The organism is Anabaena sp. TISTR 8404 (genome assembly GCF_056847745.1).
Window position 1 is genome coordinate 4796375 of the sequence record NZ_CP180578.1, and the last position, 18446, is coordinate 4814820.

Consider the following 18446-nt stretch of genomic DNA (forward strand, 5'->3'; position numbering starts at 1 on the left):
AATTAGAAATAGTTAAAGCCTGGAAGTTGGTGGTTCATGTTAGCTGCATCCAACTGGAAAATCCAATATCTGTAGGTAGGATTATCCCTGGTTAGGATAATATTTGATTGACCACTTGCGGGCTTTAGAGTTGACTCTAAATAGTGATTGTATGCCTTAGTATCTCATCCGAAATACTTTATTTAATAATATCTATTAGCGATGTACTCAACAGCAAAAACAATCTCTAATCAAGTCTTTCCAATAGATGCTTTTGATTTGTGGGGGTAGAGGTGCGGGAACTGATTTGAGTTTTCAAAACAGCTTTATTTACCTGATTAATCTATTCTAAAATTTTAGCGGCTGATATTTAAAAGCACAAAATTAATTTTAAAAATATGCCTATAGTCATGATTCAAATATATCTATGGTCATAAATAAATCATTAATTATTTTTGGTGAAGATTTTTAGTTTGGGGCTGGGGTGATATTGAAGATGGGCGCGGTGTAAGATGATTGCGTAAAAATAATAAAGGAATACTCAGTAAACCTAAAATCATCACCACTGCGGTGAGAATCCAAACTGGTAAACGATTGGCTTGATAATCTCCCCGTTCAATTTGCCAGAAGACCTGATTATAACGCCACGCAGCTAAGGCGATCGCACTTACTCCCACAATTACTAAAGCAACTCCTAAATTCTCCGAGTTAAATAAAGGATGAACCACAGGTTCTTGTTGGGTAATTGCTGTATTTAATTGGCGTAAAAATAGACCAAACCTTGCAATGGCAAAACCAAAACCAATTAAAGCAATAGAAGTTCTCAGCCAAGCTAAAAAAGTTCTTTCATTGGCTTGATGTTCTCTCTGGCGGTCTATTTTATTCATGAGTAATTTTACGATGTGTTCATTACTCATGGTAGTTTTATTCGCTACAAAATGAGTTATAATAACAATTATTTTCAGGTAAATTAACTGTATTTCTAGTTAGTGAGTATAAGTACAATTTCAACATTGGTTATATAAGGAACTGTGATGATGAGCATTCCACTTGTAGACCAGCCCAAGAAAGAACAACTAGTAACTCTGAAAGATGTTTCATGGGAGCAATTCAAGGGAATTGAAACACAGCTAAAGGATAATCACAATGTTCGACTGTCTTATTTGTCAGGAATATTAGAAATTATGTCGCCAGTTGGAGAAGAACATGAGTTCGTCAAAAGTACTCTGAGTTTATTACTAGAAGCTTACATGAGAGAGAAAAACATCCGGTTTTATAAGCGTGGTGGCTATACTTTAGAAGAACCGGGATATGCTTCTGGTACACCAGACGAATCTTACAGCATTGGTATAAAAAAAGAAGTTCCTGACATTGTGATTGAAGTTGTTGTTACCAGTGGCAGTATTAATAGAAAAGATTTATACAAACCTAAGAATATACCGGAAGTTTGGTTCTGGAAATCTCATCAAATCCAAATATTTTCTCTAACTGAAAGTGGTGAGTATGCAGAAGTCAACCGGAGTCAGTTTTTCCCAGATTTAGATCCAGCAATTTTGCTGCGGTATATCGCCAGTCCTGACCAGTATGACGCGGTACAGGAATTTATTCAAGCTATCCGAGAATGATTTTTCTAACACTCTCTGCGTCTCTGCGCCTCCGCGTGAGACAATATCATAAGATGATATGACGTAACAGCGATCGCCCCGATAAACGCCACCAGATTGCCAAAGTTGGTTTTGCAGTAAAATCACGATGGACAGCGTAACGCAACCAACAAAATTTTAAACAAATTCCAGGTTCATAAGTTAACAGCCAAGTTTGTTCATACCTGACTAAATCACCTATCCAAGCAGGTTCTAAGTTTTCATTTTGCGCCACCTTAGTAATAAAGTTAGCAAAAGCGATCGCATCATCTCGATGTTTCTTAATTCCTGTAGGTAAATAAGTTTCTGCATATCGCCAAAACAAAGTATTAAAATTTTTTCCTAACACCTTAGCAGTACGCGGTAATAATTCCCGTATTTCCCCTAACCGTTTCCACTTCAAAGAATTGGCGAATATATTGACTTCCTGTGATGAAACTTGTGCTAACTGCTGTACTTCATCATCACTCAAACCAAACTCCACACCCATTGCTTGCGGGTTGGCAAAAAAACGCTGTCTAAATTCAGTACTAGTATAAAGCTGGACTAAAACTTGCTGCGTTTGTGCTAACCCCATCTTTGATAACTCCTAATACCATTTTGGATTTTAGCTTGCACTTAGCCTTTGGTTGATAACCCGCGCAGGCGGGTTTTGCCTGTGTAGCCGCGACTTCAGTCGCCAGGCGCAAAATATGTGTGCATAATCTTTCGTGCTGTCTGCAATTCTTGGGCTATTTCTGTAAACGCAGGTAAATTTTCATCCCGTTCTAACACTATCCCTTTAACTGGAATGCGGGCTACCACTTCCTCCATTATTTGCCATACTTCCTGCGGCGTTGACTGTGAATGACTATCAATTAGTACGCCATCATGCCAATGTCCACCGACGAAATGCAACTGAACGATGCGTTCCCAAGGTAAATTATTGAGAAAATCTTGGACATCATAACCATAATTTACCGCATTAGTATGTAAATTCGTCACATCCAACAGCAACCCACAGTCAGCACGTTCTACCACTTCTGCCAAAAACTGCGCTTCGCTCATCTCTGCACCAGGAAGTTTTACCATATAAGTAATATTTTCCAGAATTAACGGCACATCAACAAAGCGTCGCACTTCAGCAATATTGCGACAGAGTATATCTACCGCCTCTTTGGTGTAAGGTAAGGGTGACAAATGCCCAATATCCACACCACCAGCTTTGGTAAAACAAATATGTTCACTCCACCAAGGCGGGTTAAGTTGTTGAATGAGTGCAGCAAGTTTGCGTAAATAATCTGTGTCTAAACCTTCCGCACTACCCAGCGACAAATTAATGGCGTGGGGAATTATCGGGAAATGTGCAGCCAGTATTTCTAACTCTTGTTGTTTTTGTACTGGTGCATCAAGATAATGTTCCGCCACAATTTCCAAAAAGTCCACTTGTTGACGGTTGAGAAACAAATCACTTTTGAATGGTTCTCGAAAACCCAACCCGACACCCAAAGTAGGAAGTTGAGATAACATTTACCTAGCCTCCACAACCGCCACAGCCTCCGCCACAACCACCACAAGAACTCCCACAGGAACTCCCGCTACTGCAAGAACTCCCGCAGGAACTACCACTACTACATGAACTGCTAGACGAACTACTGCGGCTACTTGTCGTAGAATAAGTTGGCGGAAAGAATGCTTTGTAGTAAGCATCGTAGGCGGTTCCAGCCAGAGACTCAACACCAAATAGTGCTAATACCAGTAAGTTGTTGTTGACTATAGAAGTTTCGCGCAGTTGGTTGAAAGTGTTTTGCAGTTGTTGCAGATACCTTTTTCCGAGATGGCTGAGAAACTTGTGCTGACTCACATACCACAGCAAATAGATAATGGACGACACACCCATAATTATCAAAAACCCAACGTTATAGCGTCCCTTACCCAAAGCTATCAGCAGCTTATAGCCACCCAAGCCAAAAATCAGCATCGCGCCAACCAAGCCGACTTTAATATTCCATTCTTGCCACTTAGCACTATACAGCAGTTGTTCATCATACAACTTTTCTTGATAAGCATTGCAGAATGACTGTAGACACTGAGTTGCTAACCACAGAGATGTTTTAGCTGTAGCAGGTTCAGAAATTTTCTCAAAAACTTGCCGTTCGACTGGTTGTAAATTGGATATGTCAAGATGGTTAGATGCTTGGCTAATAGTCTGTCCACTGACTTGCAAATAACCCTGCTGAATCAATTTGAATAATACTACATGAGCAATTCCTGTGGCTTGAGAACGCAAGTAAGCAATTTTATAAGGATCTGGTTCAGCCGGAATTAGCGGTAAAGGCTGATTTTTGGTCGGATATTGGACTAAACGCTCACACAATAACAAAGTTGCGGCGATAACAATACCATACAATAGCAGAAAGTTCGGCCCATACATATCTGCAACGAAATTGTGCAGTAATGCATCCATTACTTTTACTCCTTGTTAGGGAATTTATGAAAATATCCAAAATGTAATTTCAAAACTTTTGCAGCGGGTTCCTAAAACATCTCGCTATCTCAACTCTGTTTTTCATCATACCACAGTATATTAACACACTCAGTCTTACTGACCACTGGTAACACCTCAACTGCTTTCACTGCCAGTGTTGCGTAATTTATTGCCGCATCGTTTACAAAAAGCTGCATCTAAATCATGAAATGCTAAACCGCATCCTGAACACACTGTTTCTAACTGATTAGCATTTTTCACCAAACGCTTAATTAAATCTCCCACCTGCCAAGGAATTAATGCTACGCCAGTCAAAATCATTAATACTGTGAGTAAACGGCCTACTTCTGAAATCGGTGTGACATCCCCAAATCCTACAGTTGTCATGGTGACAACTGAGAAATAAAATGCATCTAAAAATGTGGTGTATACTTGGGCATTTACCGGATGTTCAACTTGATAAATCAACCCAGAATAGACAAAAATAATTGCAAATAATGTAAATAATATTCTTACAAAAATTTGACCATCTTCACTGCTGATGCTGGCAAATAAAAACCGCTGATCGATAAATCTAATTAATCGTAAAATCCGAAACCATCGCAGTAAGCGAATAAAGCTGATATCTACTACGCCGAGAAAAAAAGGCAAAATCGCCATTAAATCAATAATTGCATAAAAGCTAAAAATATACTTGAGTTTGTTTTCTGCACTCCACAAACGTAGTACATATTCTGCTGCAAAAATGATGAGGATAGCAGTGTCAATTAAATCTAGCTGAAACCTAATATTATCGGGAAGATTATAAGTTTGGGCAACAAAAATTCCTGATGAAATTAAAACTAAAGCAGCAATTGTGAGATTAATAATTTTACCTGTATTTGTTTCCAGGTCTGTTAAGTAAAATTCTGTTTGTTCTCTACTTATTAACATATTTTTTCGACCTTTAACGCTTTACTTACATCTTATAGATCAGTAAGATATGATTGAGTATGATTTTTAACTAGTAATAACAACAATGAACCAAGAATATTTTATGCGTTTAGCTTTGGAAGCAGCAAAAAAAGGTGATTGGCCTTATGGCGCTGTGATTGTCAAGGATGACGAAGTTGTTGAGGTAGCATACAATACTGTGCAGCGAGATAATGATCCATCTGCTCATGCAGAAATTAATGCTATTCGCAGTTTAGCAGCTAAATTAAAAAGCCCTTCTCTAGAAGGTTACACCATTTATACAACTGGTGAACCTTGTCCTATGTGTGCGACAGCTTGTGTTTGGACAGGTATATCAGAAATTGTCTATGGTGTTTCAATTCAAGATTTAATCTCAATATATCAATCGCAAATTTATATTTCTTGCGAAGAAATTATAGCCAAGTCTTTTAGAAACATCAAAGTCACAAAAGGTGTTTTAAAAAATGAGTGTTTGGCTTTATTTGATAAAGGCTAAATTCTGTAATATTAGCAGAGACTGTCGAAAATAATTGGTTTGGGTGGAATGACTTTAGAAGAAGTAAATCAGGAATTAGCAACTGGTGCTAAGTTTATTGTTTTTCTTTATTGCTTTTCGATAGTAATTTTAACTTTTAAGCGTAGTTCTAATATTTATTTTATTAAATCTGGAGAAAACACTCTTAAAAAAATCTTAAAGTTTACCTTAATTTCTCTATTTTTAGGATGGTGGGGTATACCTTGGGGCATAATATACCATCCAATCTTTGATGACGAATTTACAAGGTGGGCAAGATGTTAAGCCTCACGTAATGGCGGCGCTGAGACAACAGTAATTTTGAGCTAACTTGAGATTTCAATCAGGTTCATTTAAATAAGCTAAAAACGTATTAGCGATAATAGCAGCCTGAGTGCGATCGCGCAAACTTAACCGATTCAAAATATTAGTAACATGATTCTTGACTGTACCCTCAGAAATATATAGTTTCTGGGCAATTTCGCGGTTACTAGCACCTGTGGCAATTAACTTTAACACCTCTTTTTCTCTAGGTGTAAGTTCAGTTAAACTCGGCGGTACAGGCTGTAATGGAGTTTGGACATGACTCGGAAATTGATTTAATAGTTTTTTAACTATTCCTGGGCCTAATTGAGTATATCCTTTGTGAACGGCGCGAATTGCCACAGCTAATTCTTCTGAGGGTGTATCTTTGAGTAAATAACCCATTGCACCATGTTGTAAAGCTGCTGCAACATATTCATCATTATCAAAAGTTGTCAGTACTAAAATTTTTGTATTACCAAAATTCTGATGGATTTTTTGTGTAGCAGCAACTCCATCCATAATTGGCATTCTAATATCCATTAGTACTACATCGGGTTGTAATTCTGCTACCAAATCTACAGCCATCACACCATTTTCTGCTTCCCCAACAATTTCTAAATCTGGTTCTAGTTCTAATAATGCTTTTAGTCCTTGGCGAATTAAATTTTGGTCGTCTACTAGCAAAACTTTAATCATCTATTTATCCTAAATAAGGGAATTTCTACGATAATTTGACAGCCAGAATTAGGAGTACTGTTAATAGTAAATTCACCTCCCAATGCCAAAGTGCGATCGCGCATACTTTGTAAGCCAAACCCGGTAGTATTTTGGTTAATATCAAAACCTCTGCCGTTATCTTGAATCATTAAGCGTAAGCTTTTTTTAGTACTAGTAAGCTCTAGTATAACTTCTGTAGCTTGGGCATATTTAGAAATATTTGTTAATGATTCTTGAATGATACGATAAAGAGCAATATTAATTTCTGCGGGTGGTGGATGATCGAGATTAATTAAACAAATTGGTACTATACCATTAGCTCGATAAAAATCTTCTAAAAGAATAGCAATTCCCTGTTCTAAAGTTTTATCTTGTAAAGGATTAGCCCGCATAGTTGAAACAGATTGGCGCACATCTTTTAAAGCTTTAGAACCCAGTTCTTTTGCTCTTGCTAAAAACTCTTGTGATTTTACCGGATTAGACTGCCACAATTTTAAAGCAGTTTCTAATTGTAAATTTAAGGCAGTTAAAGAATGTCCTAATGAATCATGAATTTCACGGGCAATACGATTGCGTTCTTCTAGAGTTGCTTGATTTTCAATTTGTAAGGCATATTGACGCAGTTTTTCGTTAGCGATCGCCAGCTTTTCTCGACTTTGTCTTTCCGATAATACTGTATTCATTAATAATAAAACAAAAACTAAACTTAATCCAAATAATAGGGCTGTATTGAAAGTAATAAACCGAAAACGCTCTTGTGCTTGTGGTGGTAAAGCGTGGGGTATACGACTATTCAGCGTAATTAAAAATAAAGCGAAAGATAAACCCGTGACAACTAAGCGACCAGGTAATTGAAAAATTAAACAACTACGAGTTACTAAAATTAAGTAGAGAAAGGGAAACAATCGAGCCGATCTACCACCAAAAATGCCAATAGTAAATAGTAATAAAATTTCAATAGCTGTATAGATGATCTTAGTTATAGGTTTATTTGTAGGTATTCTTAATCCCATTAAACCAAAAACAATTAAACAGCCAATGGTCAGTTCAGGAAACTTACTTGCAAATTTTGGCGAAAGTTCTGGTAAAGCAGTTGTCGAAATGGCAAGAACTAGTAATATCCATTCTAAATATAGTAAAAATCGAAAGGGATGATTGTTTATTTGAATAGGACGATTCATAAAAAGTTATTTACAGAATATCTGAGGAAGAAATATTTGGTTTCCTGCCAGTTTTATACACTGGAATTTATCAATTATTATTACTCCAATCGCCCAAAAATAAAGTATGACTAAAGTCATGGGTGTAACCATGACTTTCTCCTCATGTGATTATTAAGAGCAAATTCCTATGATGATGACATCCTCAACGGGACAGGAAAACAAGGTAACAAATGAAGCTCAAGTCATTATCATTAATTGCTGGTGCGATCGCTCTTACTCTTACTACAACCTCCCTCGGTGTAAAAGCTCAAACTTTATCTCATTCACCCCTACTAGTTGCTCAAGCACAAAAAGAAGGACGTTGGCAAGGTAAAAAAGGTGCTTGGTCAGAATTAGGTCTCACAGATGCTCAAAAGTCCCAAATTCAGCAAATCCAACGCGAGACCCGCACTCAAATGGACAATGTTCTTACCCAAGAACAAAAAGATAAATTAAAAGCGGCCTTTGAAGCACGTCGCGCTCAAAGACAAGCAAATCAAGGTCAACCACGCCAACCAGGACAGCGCGTAGGCCGTCGAGGCGGTAAGGGTTTTGCTGAGTTGAATTTAACTGAAGCACAAAAAACTCAAATGCGGCAAATACGTGAGTCTTCTAAACAACGCATACAAGCAGTGTTGACTCCAGAACAACGCACAAAACTAGAGCAATTACGGCAAAATGCTCAACAACGCCGCCAACAACGTCAACAACCCCGCTAATTCTGCTGCACCCAACTCATGAAATATCAGGGTGGGTTACTCCACCCTACACAAAACCACATCAAGATTATGCAACCCGATATTGCTTCCCCAAATTCAACTCCTCACCTCCAACAATTTTTAGATACACTTGATCGCGTTACTGAAGCACGCGGCCAGAATGTGCCACAAATTGTTCATGTAGAAAAATTGCGTTCTTTACCTGCTGGAACTTTTGGTAAAACTTGGGTTGATTTTCTCGATGCACACAACCTCAAACCTTTTACTCAAGGTATCCGTCGCAAACAACTTCATGATGGCGTTCATGTCCTGACTGGTTATGGTGCAGATCCCATTGGCGAAGCAGAAGTACAAGCATTTTTATTAGGCGCAAAGTTTGGATTATTTAATCTTCTATTGGGCTTAGGTCTATTAAGAGTTATTCATAAAAATCTCAATTCTCGCCAAGAATTTACTTGGAAAAGATTGTGGCAAGCATATCAGCGTGGTCATCACTCCAACTTTGACCCTGATACTTGGCAACCAGAGTTAGTTTGGCATCTACCATTAACTGAAGTGCAAGCAATATTTTCTATAAACCAATAAATATTTTAAATTTTAACTTTTTACTTTTAACTTACTCAGACTTCCTTGCAGAAGATGGCGAGAGGGGATAAGTTCCGTCTCCTTTCGCATTCCTTAAGATTCTTCCCAACTAGGTTTACTCTCACATCAGCAAAGTTGACAACCCCTTTAGGATAAAGTTAGGAGTTAATTAAAACTTCTAGCTTTTTTTATGTCCAAAGAATTTGCCATTGGTAGTAAAGTCCGGGTTGTGGCGCTACCACCCTATGTAAAAACAGCCGACCCTATGCCGATGTTACGTCCCCCAGATGTAATTCATCTTGGTGAAGAAGGTATAGTACTTGACCGTCGTCCTGGCGGCTATTGGGGGATTCGCTTTACAAGAGGCGCTTTTCTCCTCGATAGCCAATACATTGAAAGTACAGATGCCCCCAGTGAATCTGAGCAAGATGATAATAGCAGTAACCAAGAATTGTAAACTTATGTAAAGTTGTGATTCTGGTTTGCACCATGATTTCTCGTCGCAATTTTTTGAGTATCTTATTTGCCAGTTGCTTTACCCTGATCAGTTGGTTAAATTTTTCACCTGCGGCTTATGCGCTGGGTGGTAAACTACCAACGGTGAATCAACCAGCACCAGAGTTTACATTGCCCACTAACACAGGCGATGGCAAAATTTCTCTTTCTGACTTGCGCGGTAAGTGGGTAGTACTTTACTTTTATCCCAAAGACTTTACGGCTGGTTGCACCATCGAAGCACGGCGTTTTCAGCAAGACCTACCCAAATATTTAGAAAAAAACGCGCAAATAATTGGTGTCAGTGCTGACGATGTAGATTCCCATGCTGAATTTTGCGATTCTGAGGGATTAAAATTTCCACTTTTAGCCGATACAACTGGCGCAGTGAGCAAAGCTTATGGTTCGTGGATTGGTTTCGTCTCCATGCGCCACAGCTTTATCATCGACCCAGAAGGTATCTTGCGCGAAACTTTTGTCAAAGTCAACCCATCTGTTCACAGTCAAGAAGTGCTGGCAAGATTAGAACAATTACAATCTTTAGCTTCGTAGATGTTATTTGTGTGTCTTGGTAGGGAAATTTCAGCTATCAAGACACATAGATACTAAAGATGTTTGCGCTGCTCCAACTGATTCGCTAGGCTATTTGTATCCTCTTACTTCTATAGCCTGCTATGGATTTTGAAGGCAAAGCCACCGCTACAACTGCTACAAAAAATACAGAATTTGCTCAATCAGTAACAGCACGTAAACCACTAGAATTGTTACGAGATACAGAAGCTTTGCTACGTCGTCCTGCTGTAGCAACATTAGTGCCAATTTTGCCCCCAAAGTTGAGTAACAGAATGCAAGAAGTCTCAACTGTTGCGGAAGAATCTTTACAAGTACTGGCAAAAATTGACTTAGAGCAAATTAGTGACTGGGAATTGCAGCCTGCACGTTTACGTGTTGGTTTAAGCTTTGTGGGTTTTGGCGCACTGATGATCCTGGTGCTGCTGCTGTACTTGAATACGTTGCATCCAGAACTAAGTACAGTTGAGCAAATTCGCCAATACTGGTATCAATATGTGTGGTTTGTTTGCTTAGGGATAGCGGGGATGTTTGTCCTTGGTCGAGAAACAATGCGACCTCCTGTCAAACCAAAGAAAATCAGAAAGAAAATTGTAGGATAGCGATCGCACCTTACATATTTCAGACTTCACACTTCATACTTTATATGAATCATGATGCTTTTATTGTGCCGCCAGGTGCAAAGATTTCTCTGCAAAAAAACTATGACCCTGCTTATACAGCTAATTATCATGACAAAAATGATGCCACACTCAAATTAAAGTCAGATATAGAAAGATTAGCAAAGTATCAAGATGTTCTTTATGCTCAAAACAGTTATGCCTTGCTAATTATCTTTCAAGCAATGGATGCTGCTGGTAAAGACAGCACAATTAAACATGTGATGTCTGGAATTAATCCCCAAGGTTGTCAAGTATTTAGTTTTAAAGCTCCAAGTAACGAAGAATTAGACCATGACTATCTATGGCGCTCAATGAAGGCTTTACCAGAAAGAGGAAGAATAGGTATATTTAATCGCTCTTATTATGAAGAAGTGTTAGTAGTGCGTGTGCATCCAGAAATACTGCAAAAGCAACAACTCCCTCATTTACCAAAAGGAAATAAAATCTGGCAACAGCGTTTTGAGGAAATTAATAATTTTGAAAAATACTTAGTAGATAATGGCATTATTGTTTTAAAATTTTTTCTTAACGTCTCCAAATCTGAACAGAAAAAAAGATTTTTAGCCAGAATTGAAGCTCCAGAAAAAAATTGGAAATTTTCAATTAATGATGTTCGAGAACGGGCATTTTGGTCAGATTATATGGCTGCTTACGGAGAAGTTTTTCATCACACTAGCACCATACATGCTCCTTGGTATATTATTCCCGCCGATCACAAATGGTTTATGCGTATGGTAGTGGCTGATATTATCTGCTCTAAATTAGAGTCATTGAATTTGAAATATCCTACCGTTAGCGAAGAAGATAAGCAGCACCTTCTACAAGCCAAGTATGCCTTAGAGCAAGAAGAATAATTTCTAATTGTATCAATTTAATCAATCTACATAAAGTTTTCTAAATCTGCTCTACCTCAGGACTGATCACAAGTATATACAAATATGTCATTCTGAGCAAAGTGTAGATATTCAGAATTTATCTACTTGTGGCTACATTAAAACTAAAATTAATTAGATATGTTTATGAATATAAACTAATTGATTAAATTAAATAGCTTCAGCCAGCTTTAATGCTGTAGATACTCACAATTTCCTCAAATTTTTTTGATAATTCTACAATAGAAGCGAAGCCTGGAATTCTTTAGATAATAAACAAAGAAACTAGCTATGGATACTGCTGTTAAATACGACATTGAAATGATCAAAGAAGAAGCACGTCAACTGGTTAAAAAGGGACTTATTAGTCGTCAGCGACCAATTTATGCTTTATGTAAGTATATTCCTGAACGTGACTGGGTTGTTTTTGAACTTGAGCTAGAAAAAAACGAATTTTTGCTCAGAGATAGAATTATTGACTTATTAGGTAGCGAAAACTGGGAAGAAGATGGAAATTAATTATCCCACTTGAGTCAGATTAACAGTGTGTTAGAAAAACAATAGCAAGCCTGGAAAAATTTTTGTGTATGTCCGTTTTCGGGAATTTTTAACCACAAAACACAGACTAATACTTAGTCTTGGGAGTCATTTTGCGGAAATAGATAGGCGATCGCAGTCCAGCCAGAGATAGTCAGTAAACTCACTAATAAACAAGCCAGAACAATACTAGTCATCTCAAAAATTAATTAAAACACTATTTTGAATATATTCAAGCTATCAAGTGAGTATGACAGTAATACGACTAGCTTGTGACAATTCCTTGTACAAGTAAAGTGCTGAGTGCTGAGGAGCCAGTTATTTCAAAGCTTTGCGGTAGCTATTAAGCTAAAGGTAGACAAAAACGAAATGTACTACCAATTCCTAATTCGCTTTCTACCTGAATTTTTCCACCTTGTAATTCAACCAAATGCCGAGAAATTGTTAAACCAATACCTGTTCCTCCCGAATGGCGATCGCGTGATTGATCGGCTCGCCAAAAGCGCTCAAATATGTGGGGTAAATCTTCAGAGGAAATCCCAATACCAGTATCAATCACGGCAATCCAAAGTTTAGAGCTTTCCGTCCAAGCTTGCATAGTAATTGTACCTTTGGTAGTGTAGCGGATCGCATTCCCTACTAAGTTGACTAAAATTTGTTCGGTGCGATCGATATCTGCCAATACCACAGGTAGCTGTGATGGACATTCCAAGCGTAGCACTGGCCCATCTTCTAATAGTTGCTCGCTAAATCTTTCTACCAAAGACTCTAATAACGGACGCAGATTTACTGGCTGTATTTTAATTGGTAAATAACCAGCCTCTGCTTTAGAAAGTTCTTGCAAATCATTAACTAATCTTTCTAAGCGTCTTGTTTCCTTGGCCAAGCGCCGATAAACTTCAGGCGACGGTTCTATTTCACCATCTGCTAATTCTTCTAAATAACCGCGCACAACTGTTAGCGGTGTCCGCAGTTCATGAGTCATGTCGCCAATTAATTCTCGTCGCCGTGCTTCCACACCCTCTAAACTGACCGCCATGCGATTAAAACTAGCACCCAAACGATTCAGTTCGGGAATATCAGACATGGGTAGTCGTGCTTGTAACTCACCAGCTGCAAACTTTTGCGTAATTTGTTCCATCTCCGTCAACCGCAGCATAATCCGTTTGGATACCCAATAACTTAATCCTCCCGCCGCAGTTGTACCCACAATCACCGACCAAATAGTACTGCTGCGCCAAGCTGTTTCAAAGCCTTGAACCAGTTCCGTCCGAATATGAATTAATTTCAAACCTCTACTTTCTAATCTCTCTAAGTGCAGTACAAAAAAACGCGGCGAAGAAACTTTACTGATGATGACAAGACTAACTACTCCCACAATCATGACTACCAAGTGGGAAAAAAATAAACGTGATGCCAAAGGCAAGGATTTCATCCAACGCCAACTCATTTTAAAAAGTAAAAAATAAAAAGTAAAAAGTAAAAAGATAATTCCCCTAATTAGAATTAGGAAATTGGAAACAAACACTTTTTTTCATTAGGAATTACGCAAAAATCGCCAAACAACTTAATTTATCGTAGACGCGTAGCGGCTTCCCGGTGGGTAGAATGCCAATAAATCGTAGAGTCTGCGTAAGTCCTATCATTAAGAAATTACGGAGGTCGTCATCCTAATTAATGTTACTGCTTTTTTTGCCTTTTACCCCTTCGGGTGACGCTCCTACGTCGCTAACGCCACTTGACGACAGTGAGGGAGTCGGCAAAGCCGCCCAACGCACTGCCTCCTTTATGCCGGGAAACCCGTCCACCGCAGTAGCTCACTTTTTACTTTTGCCTTCTTGTTTACTCAACATACTCACGTTACAGGAGAGTCTTCAAATTTATAGCCGACCCCAACAACAGTTTTAATAAAGGAAGGGTTAGCTGGGTCAGGCTCAATTTTTTTCCGCAACCTTGCTACGTGAGTGTCAACAACTCGCTCGTCACCAAAAAAATCATCTCCCCAAAGTTTATCGATTAACTGAGTGCGGTTCCAAACTCGCCCAGGATTACTAACAAAGGTGCTTAAGAGGTTAAATTCGAGGTTTGTTAAGTCTAAAATTTCTGCTTCTTGGGAATTTAACTGGCGAGAAGCGGTGCGTTGTTCAATATCTACGATAAAGTTTTGTGTACGAGTGACCTGATGTTGACCTCCTTGGCGGAGACTACGCCGTAATAAAGCTCTTACTCTGGCAACTAATTCTCTGGGGCTGAATGGTTTAACCATGTAGTCATCAGCACCAGTAGATAGACCAATGACGCGATCGATTTCTTCACCCTTGGCTGTCAACATCAAAATATAAGGGTCTTTTGCACCGGGTTTTTGCCGAATTCTGGCACAAACTTCTAACCCGTCCAACCCAGGAATCATTAAGTCTAGGATAATTAAATCAGGTGGTTGCTCTTGAAACATTCGCAAGGCGTTGATACCATCGCGGCTATTGCGACAAGAGAATCCTTCTTTCTCTAGAGAAAATTGGATTAACTGAGCAATTTCATGTTCATCTTCAACAATTAAAATATCCATCGCAATTAGGATTGAGCGGAATACGCAGAGTTATTTCCTGGCTTGTAATTGTACTCTAAAAACCTGCGATGGGTTGGGAGGAGTGAATTTTACAGGTGGGAATTAGACAATGACCGATAGTTGTAACCCACATGGGAATCTTTTTGAATTTCTTGTTTAATGCTATCGAGGTCAAGAAAGTAATCAGCAACATCAATCAAGCTATCACTGGTCATAGGTCGCAAACTCACGACTTCCACTCGACCACCTTTGCTAGTGACAGCTTCAACAGCATAAGCTAAAGCGCCATCGCCACTAACTAAGATAGCAGTATCGTAATAAGGCGCTAAAGTGATCATATCAACAGCAATTTCTACATTTAAATTGGGCTTTTTAGAATTATCTGTCACCTGAGCTTCTTTGGTGACGACACGATAACCATTTCGCCGCATCCAAAACAGAAAGCCTTGTTGTTTTTCATTCGCTCGTGGACGTGTTGGTGTTGGTCGTGCAACATCAACGATTGTGTAAAAAAACGCTCGCAACAGCCGCGAACCAGAAGTTAAACGACAAAGCAATTTGAGATAGTCGATTTCAATGCCTAGTTGTAAAGCTGCATGAAAAAGATTGACACCATCAATAAAAATTGCCACTCGTCCCCGGTTTAATCCGTTGATTGTTGAACTGTGAGTTCTAGGTTCTCTATTGTGAAAATTTTCACTTTTGGAACTATTTTTCAACACAAGTTTTCCTGATGAAGGCGATTCTTGTTCAAGGTGTTTATATGCACTTCTAGCTTTGGTATAATTAGTGAAAGTCATTGACTCCTCGAAAATTTTAAATTTGTGAAGGTTGTTGAGTAATTACCAAGTATGCATCTGTGCTAGTTTATTTACCTAGCAGTAAATGATGTGAAGCTATTGGTGACTAAGCTGTTATCTGTCTAAGTTGCACATGGAATTGTAGGGGTTGTATTGTGTCATTAGTCATCTGTATTGATGAGAGAAATGGGAAAAATGACTAATGAGTTTCTACTTAGAAACATTAGCTTAATACACAGGTATTGTGTTAATTTTGCAGATTCCAAATATGTGCCACCCAGAGTTGAAAACTCTGAACAAGGCAAGCTTTACGAGATATTCCCTTTGCCTACAAATATACGACTCTTTTTCTATTCCTACTGCATCTCAACTTACCACAGGATGCTAACACTGGCGCAAAGGCAGCTTTCTGTAAAGTGAATAGCGAAGAGCGATCGCATCTATATTTTATTGTACAACTGGATGGCAAAATCATTCAATCACAGCAAGGTTGCTATCTTGAAATCAAGAGATAGCAGAAACTCCAACCCCAGAATTTATCAGGAAAATATTCTCTTACTATGCAAAATTATATATTTTGATAGATGGAGTTTATTATCTTTTAAACTTAATAGTAATTTCAATGACAGTTATATTTGAGTAAATTTGCTATTTAAAGTTTATTTCCTGACGAAATCAGTCAAATAAGCAGTTAGCTAATTTGTAATCAAGAGAACTTATCAACTTAACCTTTAATTCTTCTTAAGATGGAGGGCATTGATTGAATAATAGAGCTAAATTTATATCTAGACTAGTCCACAAAAATGTCTTTGCTCATCTCCTCCAGTGGTTATGCGACCCCGGAGGTTATTTTTTGATATGCAGCATTCATTAGTTATAACAATTAATCAATTTATTTTGTAAATTAAATTACTTTATAAAAAGAAAATTAAGAAATAATAAGGACATTTCTAATTTTTACTGATTGGTATGTTATCCTGGCAATAATTTGTGCCGAGAGCAAAATGTTAGAAAAGACACAGTTTTTTTATACTAATTTGCTTTCGGCAGAACATCGCAGAAATCAAAGAATTTTCTCAGTTTGAGGAAATAACTTTTTGTTTTCTGTTGAATTCACTTTGTTTATAACACGCTAACAAACCGATAACACGATCGCGCCAGTTTTTATTCCGCTTTAACTGGCGCTTTTTATCAGTTAGGGGCTAGTTAGGGAGTATCTCATCTAATTGAGAAATACTCTAGGAATCCGATTTGATTACTGAAAATCCTTGTGTAGGAAGGGAACAGGGAACAGGGAATGGGGAACAGATAACAGGAAAGTTAGTTGTGTACTGATTTTTTTCACTCATCAAATATGAGTCCTATAGATTTTTGAGAGCATTTAAACAGGCTGATTTGAACTTTTGAATTCCAAAATTTCTCGAAGCGATCGCTCGATAACTGCACTAACGAACTGATTACCCTGCAAATTCATGTGAATACTGTCATGATATAAAGCTTGAGCATTGGCAGTTGCATTAAATAGCGGCAGAAAATCTATATAAGGTATCTGCTGAATTTTGGTAAACTCATTCAACCGTTGACGTGCTTGAATTTCGTAATCATGGGGGCCTGGTTCGCCTAGTTCTCGCCGTAAGGGAGTCATGGCTAAGAGAAACTGACGTTGGCGTTGACGAGTTATAACTTGAATTTGTCTGATTGCCTCTAAATTAGCACCGACGCGATCGCCTGGTTCTTCTTGAAGTGCTTTCAATTCAGGGATTGGCTGTTGTTTGCTGACATAACGCTGCCATACTTCTACTAATCCTAAAGGCGGTTTAGTATTTGGATAGTTGCGATCGCGTCCTACAGGTAAAGCTGTGGGAGTATAAGCAAACAAATCATCAGTGTTAATTAATAAAACTACTACCTGCGCCTCAAAATCTCCAAACCGCTGCAAATAAGCTAATTCGTTTCTTGGCCCCCAAGAATTAGCTGAAGCATTCAAAACTTCGACTTGCTGATATTTGTCAGCGATCGCTGATTTTAGCGAATTCATGATTAAACTGGAGATGGTATTTTTTTGATCAGTCCACCAGCCACCATTAGCAATTGAGTCTCCTAACAGCAGCACTCGCAACGTTGAAGGCGCAGGGATTTTAGCGAGCTGACTGCTACGCATCGAAAATTCGTTAATTTCAATGTGATTACCAAAGCGACGAGTGCTTTGATTTGGCGCTAATAAATAACCTATTTGCGAGTCGCTAATGTAAATTAGGGGATTACCGAAACCAAAGAGCGATCGCAACCCCATCTCAATGAGAATGAGTAGCACAATTACTAGCAAAATCACTAATGTTACTACTTTCACTTGTTCAGCCTCACCTATAAATTATTCAAATTCACACTTATAAAGTAATCAACTATACTCGATTTTTTCAGTGTATTAGTTAGAAAGTATTAATCTCTTAAACCGTATGTTTACTTAAAACTGCCAATAATTAACCATAAATATTACTACTTGGTAGTAAGTCAAACCAAAGATATACTATTTGTTTGTATAAAGTGAGATATTACCTCTAGCGGCGTAAGTAAATTTATTGATGTATTTGTTGCAAAGCTTAAACAAAATAAAAGTAGAAACTTAACTTGTTTTGCTAACAGAAGGACTACAATCAAAACGGACAAATTAGGACTCTAACGAAGGAGGATTAAACAGGATGTCCGACTTAAATAGAGGAATTATGAAATTTGAGGGAGCCGACTCCCCAAGAGTAGTTACTATTTCTACTGTGTTGCTCTTAGGTTCGATTGCTGGCCTGATTATTTGGGCGCTGCAAGCTGCCTATGCCTTAGATTAAGTCACAAGGTGCAGAAAA

22 protein-coding genes are annotated in these 18446 nt (G+C 38.3%); 11 read left to right on the top strand and 11 right to left on the bottom strand.

The window, feature by feature from the left end; genetic code table 11:
* Positions 1-428: 428 nt before the first annotated feature.
* Positions 429-866 (bottom strand): YidH family protein, encoded by a 438-nt coding sequence (locus ACMX3D_RS20700; protein ID WP_482747717.1) that lies wholly within the window; start codon positions 864-866, stop codon positions 429-431.
* A gap of 147 nt (positions 867-1013) precedes the next feature.
* Here ACMX3D_RS20700 and ACMX3D_RS20705 point away from each other — a divergent pair, with 147 nt between their 5' ends.
* On the top strand, positions 1014-1604 hold the full coding sequence (locus ACMX3D_RS20705) for a Uma2 family endonuclease (RefSeq protein WP_482747718.1): 591 nt from the start codon (positions 1014-1016) through the stop codon (positions 1602-1604).
* Positions 1605-1650: 46 nt separating this feature from the next.
* Here ACMX3D_RS20705 and ACMX3D_RS20710 read toward each other — a convergent pair whose 3' ends face one another.
* From ACMX3D_RS20710 to ACMX3D_RS20725, 4 genes are all read right to left on the bottom strand, one after another.
* Entirely contained in the window at positions 1651-2199 is a 549-nt protein-coding gene (locus tag ACMX3D_RS20710; RefSeq protein ID WP_482747719.1) for an SCO6045 C-terminal-like domain-containing protein, read from the bottom strand.
* Between the two features lie 95 nt (positions 2200-2294).
* Positions 2295-3131 (bottom strand): MbnB/TglH/ChrH family RiPP precursor modification enzyme, encoded by an 837-nt coding sequence (locus ACMX3D_RS20715; protein ID WP_482747720.1) that lies wholly within the window; start codon positions 3129-3131, stop codon positions 2295-2297.
* Between the two features lie 4 nt (positions 3132-3135).
* Entirely contained in the window at positions 3136-4068 is a 933-nt protein-coding gene (locus ACMX3D_RS20720; RefSeq protein ID WP_482747721.1) for a TIGR04222 domain-containing membrane protein, read from the bottom strand.
* A gap of 156 nt (positions 4069-4224) precedes the next feature.
* On the bottom strand, positions 4225-5022 hold the full coding sequence (locus tag ACMX3D_RS20725; protein WP_482747722.1) for an ion transporter: 798 nt from the start codon (positions 5020-5022) through the stop codon (positions 4225-4227).
* An 85-nt stretch (positions 5023-5107) separates the two neighbouring features.
* Between ACMX3D_RS20725 and ACMX3D_RS20730 the strand changes: the two genes are divergently transcribed.
* Together ACMX3D_RS20730 and ACMX3D_RS20735 are read left to right on the top strand one after the other, a co-directional pair.
* Positions 5108-5539: a nucleoside deaminase gene (locus ACMX3D_RS20730; protein ID WP_482747723.1), complete on the top strand. Its 432-nt coding sequence runs from the start codon at positions 5108-5110 to the stop codon at positions 5537-5539.
* Positions 5540-5587: 48 nt separating this feature from the next.
* The gene (locus tag ACMX3D_RS20735) at positions 5588-5842 is read left to right on the top strand and encodes a hypothetical protein (RefSeq protein WP_482747724.1); all 255 of its coding nucleotides are present in this window, start codon (positions 5588-5590) and stop codon (positions 5840-5842) included.
* 54 nt (positions 5843-5896) lie between these two features.
* Here the strand turns inward: ACMX3D_RS20735 and ACMX3D_RS20740 are convergent, their stop codons facing one another.
* A complete protein-coding gene (locus ACMX3D_RS20740) occupies positions 5897-6559 on the bottom strand; it encodes a response regulator (protein WP_482747725.1) in 663 nt (220 codons plus the stop codon).
* A complete protein-coding gene (locus ACMX3D_RS20745; protein ID WP_482747726.1) occupies positions 6556-7761 on the bottom strand; it encodes a sensor histidine kinase in 1206 nt (401 codons plus the stop codon). Before ACMX3D_RS20745 ends, ACMX3D_RS20740 begins: the two co-directional genes overlap by 4 nt.
* A gap of 212 nt (positions 7762-7973) precedes the next feature.
* Between ACMX3D_RS20745 and ACMX3D_RS20750 the strand changes: the two genes are divergently transcribed.
* The 7 genes from ACMX3D_RS20750 (at position 7974) to ACMX3D_RS20780 (ending at position 12204) form a co-directional block, all read left to right on the top strand.
* The gene (locus ACMX3D_RS20750; protein WP_482747727.1) at positions 7974-8501 is read left to right on the top strand and encodes a Spy/CpxP family protein refolding chaperone; all 528 of its coding nucleotides are present in this window, start codon (positions 7974-7976) and stop codon (positions 8499-8501) included.
* A gap of 18 nt (positions 8502-8519) precedes the next feature.
* A complete protein-coding gene (locus ACMX3D_RS20755) occupies positions 8520-9086 on the top strand; it encodes a Coq4 family protein (protein ID WP_482747728.1) in 567 nt (188 codons plus the stop codon).
* A 190-nt stretch (positions 9087-9276) separates the two neighbouring features.
* Entirely contained in the window at positions 9277-9543 is a 267-nt protein-coding gene (gene sipA, locus ACMX3D_RS20760; protein WP_482747729.1) for a regulatory protein SipA, read from the top strand.
* 32 nt (positions 9544-9575) lie between these two features.
* On the top strand, positions 9576-10133 hold the full coding sequence (locus ACMX3D_RS20765) for a peroxiredoxin (RefSeq protein WP_482747730.1): 558 nt from the start codon (positions 9576-9578) through the stop codon (positions 10131-10133).
* A 122-nt stretch (positions 10134-10255) separates the two neighbouring features.
* Positions 10256-10753 (top strand): hypothetical protein, encoded by a 498-nt coding sequence (locus ACMX3D_RS20770; protein WP_482747731.1) that lies wholly within the window; start codon positions 10256-10258, stop codon positions 10751-10753.
* A 44-nt stretch (positions 10754-10797) separates the two neighbouring features.
* Positions 10798-11667 (top strand): polyphosphate kinase 2 family protein, encoded by an 870-nt coding sequence (locus tag ACMX3D_RS20775; RefSeq protein WP_482747732.1) that lies wholly within the window; start codon positions 10798-10800, stop codon positions 11665-11667.
* A 309-nt stretch (positions 11668-11976) separates the two neighbouring features.
* Positions 11977-12204, top strand: coding sequence for a DUF4327 family protein (locus ACMX3D_RS20780; RefSeq protein WP_482747733.1), 228 nt, complete (start codon positions 11977-11979; stop codon positions 12202-12204).
* Positions 12205-12565: 361 nt separating this feature from the next.
* On the opposite strand, the gene ACMX3D_RS20785 is transcribed toward ACMX3D_RS20780, so the two are convergent.
* From ACMX3D_RS20785 to ACMX3D_RS20800, 4 genes are all read right to left on the bottom strand, one after another.
* Positions 12566-13672, bottom strand: coding sequence for a sensor histidine kinase (locus tag ACMX3D_RS20785; protein WP_482747734.1), 1107 nt, complete (start codon positions 13670-13672; stop codon positions 12566-12568).
* Between the two features lie 405 nt (positions 13673-14077).
* Positions 14078-14788, bottom strand: a complete 711-nt coding sequence (locus ACMX3D_RS20790) for a response regulator transcription factor (protein WP_482747735.1) — start codon at positions 14786-14788, stop codon at positions 14078-14080.
* 89 nt (positions 14789-14877) lie between these two features.
* Complete coding sequence (locus tag ACMX3D_RS20795) at positions 14878-15588, bottom strand: LabA-like NYN domain-containing protein (protein WP_482747736.1); 711 nt, start codon at positions 15586-15588, stop codon at positions 14878-14880.
* A 1381-nt stretch (positions 15589-16969) separates the two neighbouring features.
* Positions 16970-17938, bottom strand: a complete 969-nt coding sequence (locus tag ACMX3D_RS20800; RefSeq protein ID WP_482747737.1) for an SGNH/GDSL hydrolase family protein — start codon at positions 17936-17938, stop codon at positions 16970-16972.
* A gap of 349 nt (positions 17939-18287) precedes the next feature.
* Here ACMX3D_RS20800 and ACMX3D_RS20805 point away from each other — a divergent pair, with 349 nt between their 5' ends.
* On the top strand, positions 18288-18428 hold the full coding sequence (locus ACMX3D_RS20805; protein ID WP_482747738.1) for a hypothetical protein: 141 nt from the start codon (positions 18288-18290) through the stop codon (positions 18426-18428).
* Positions 18429-18446 lie beyond the last annotated feature (18 nt).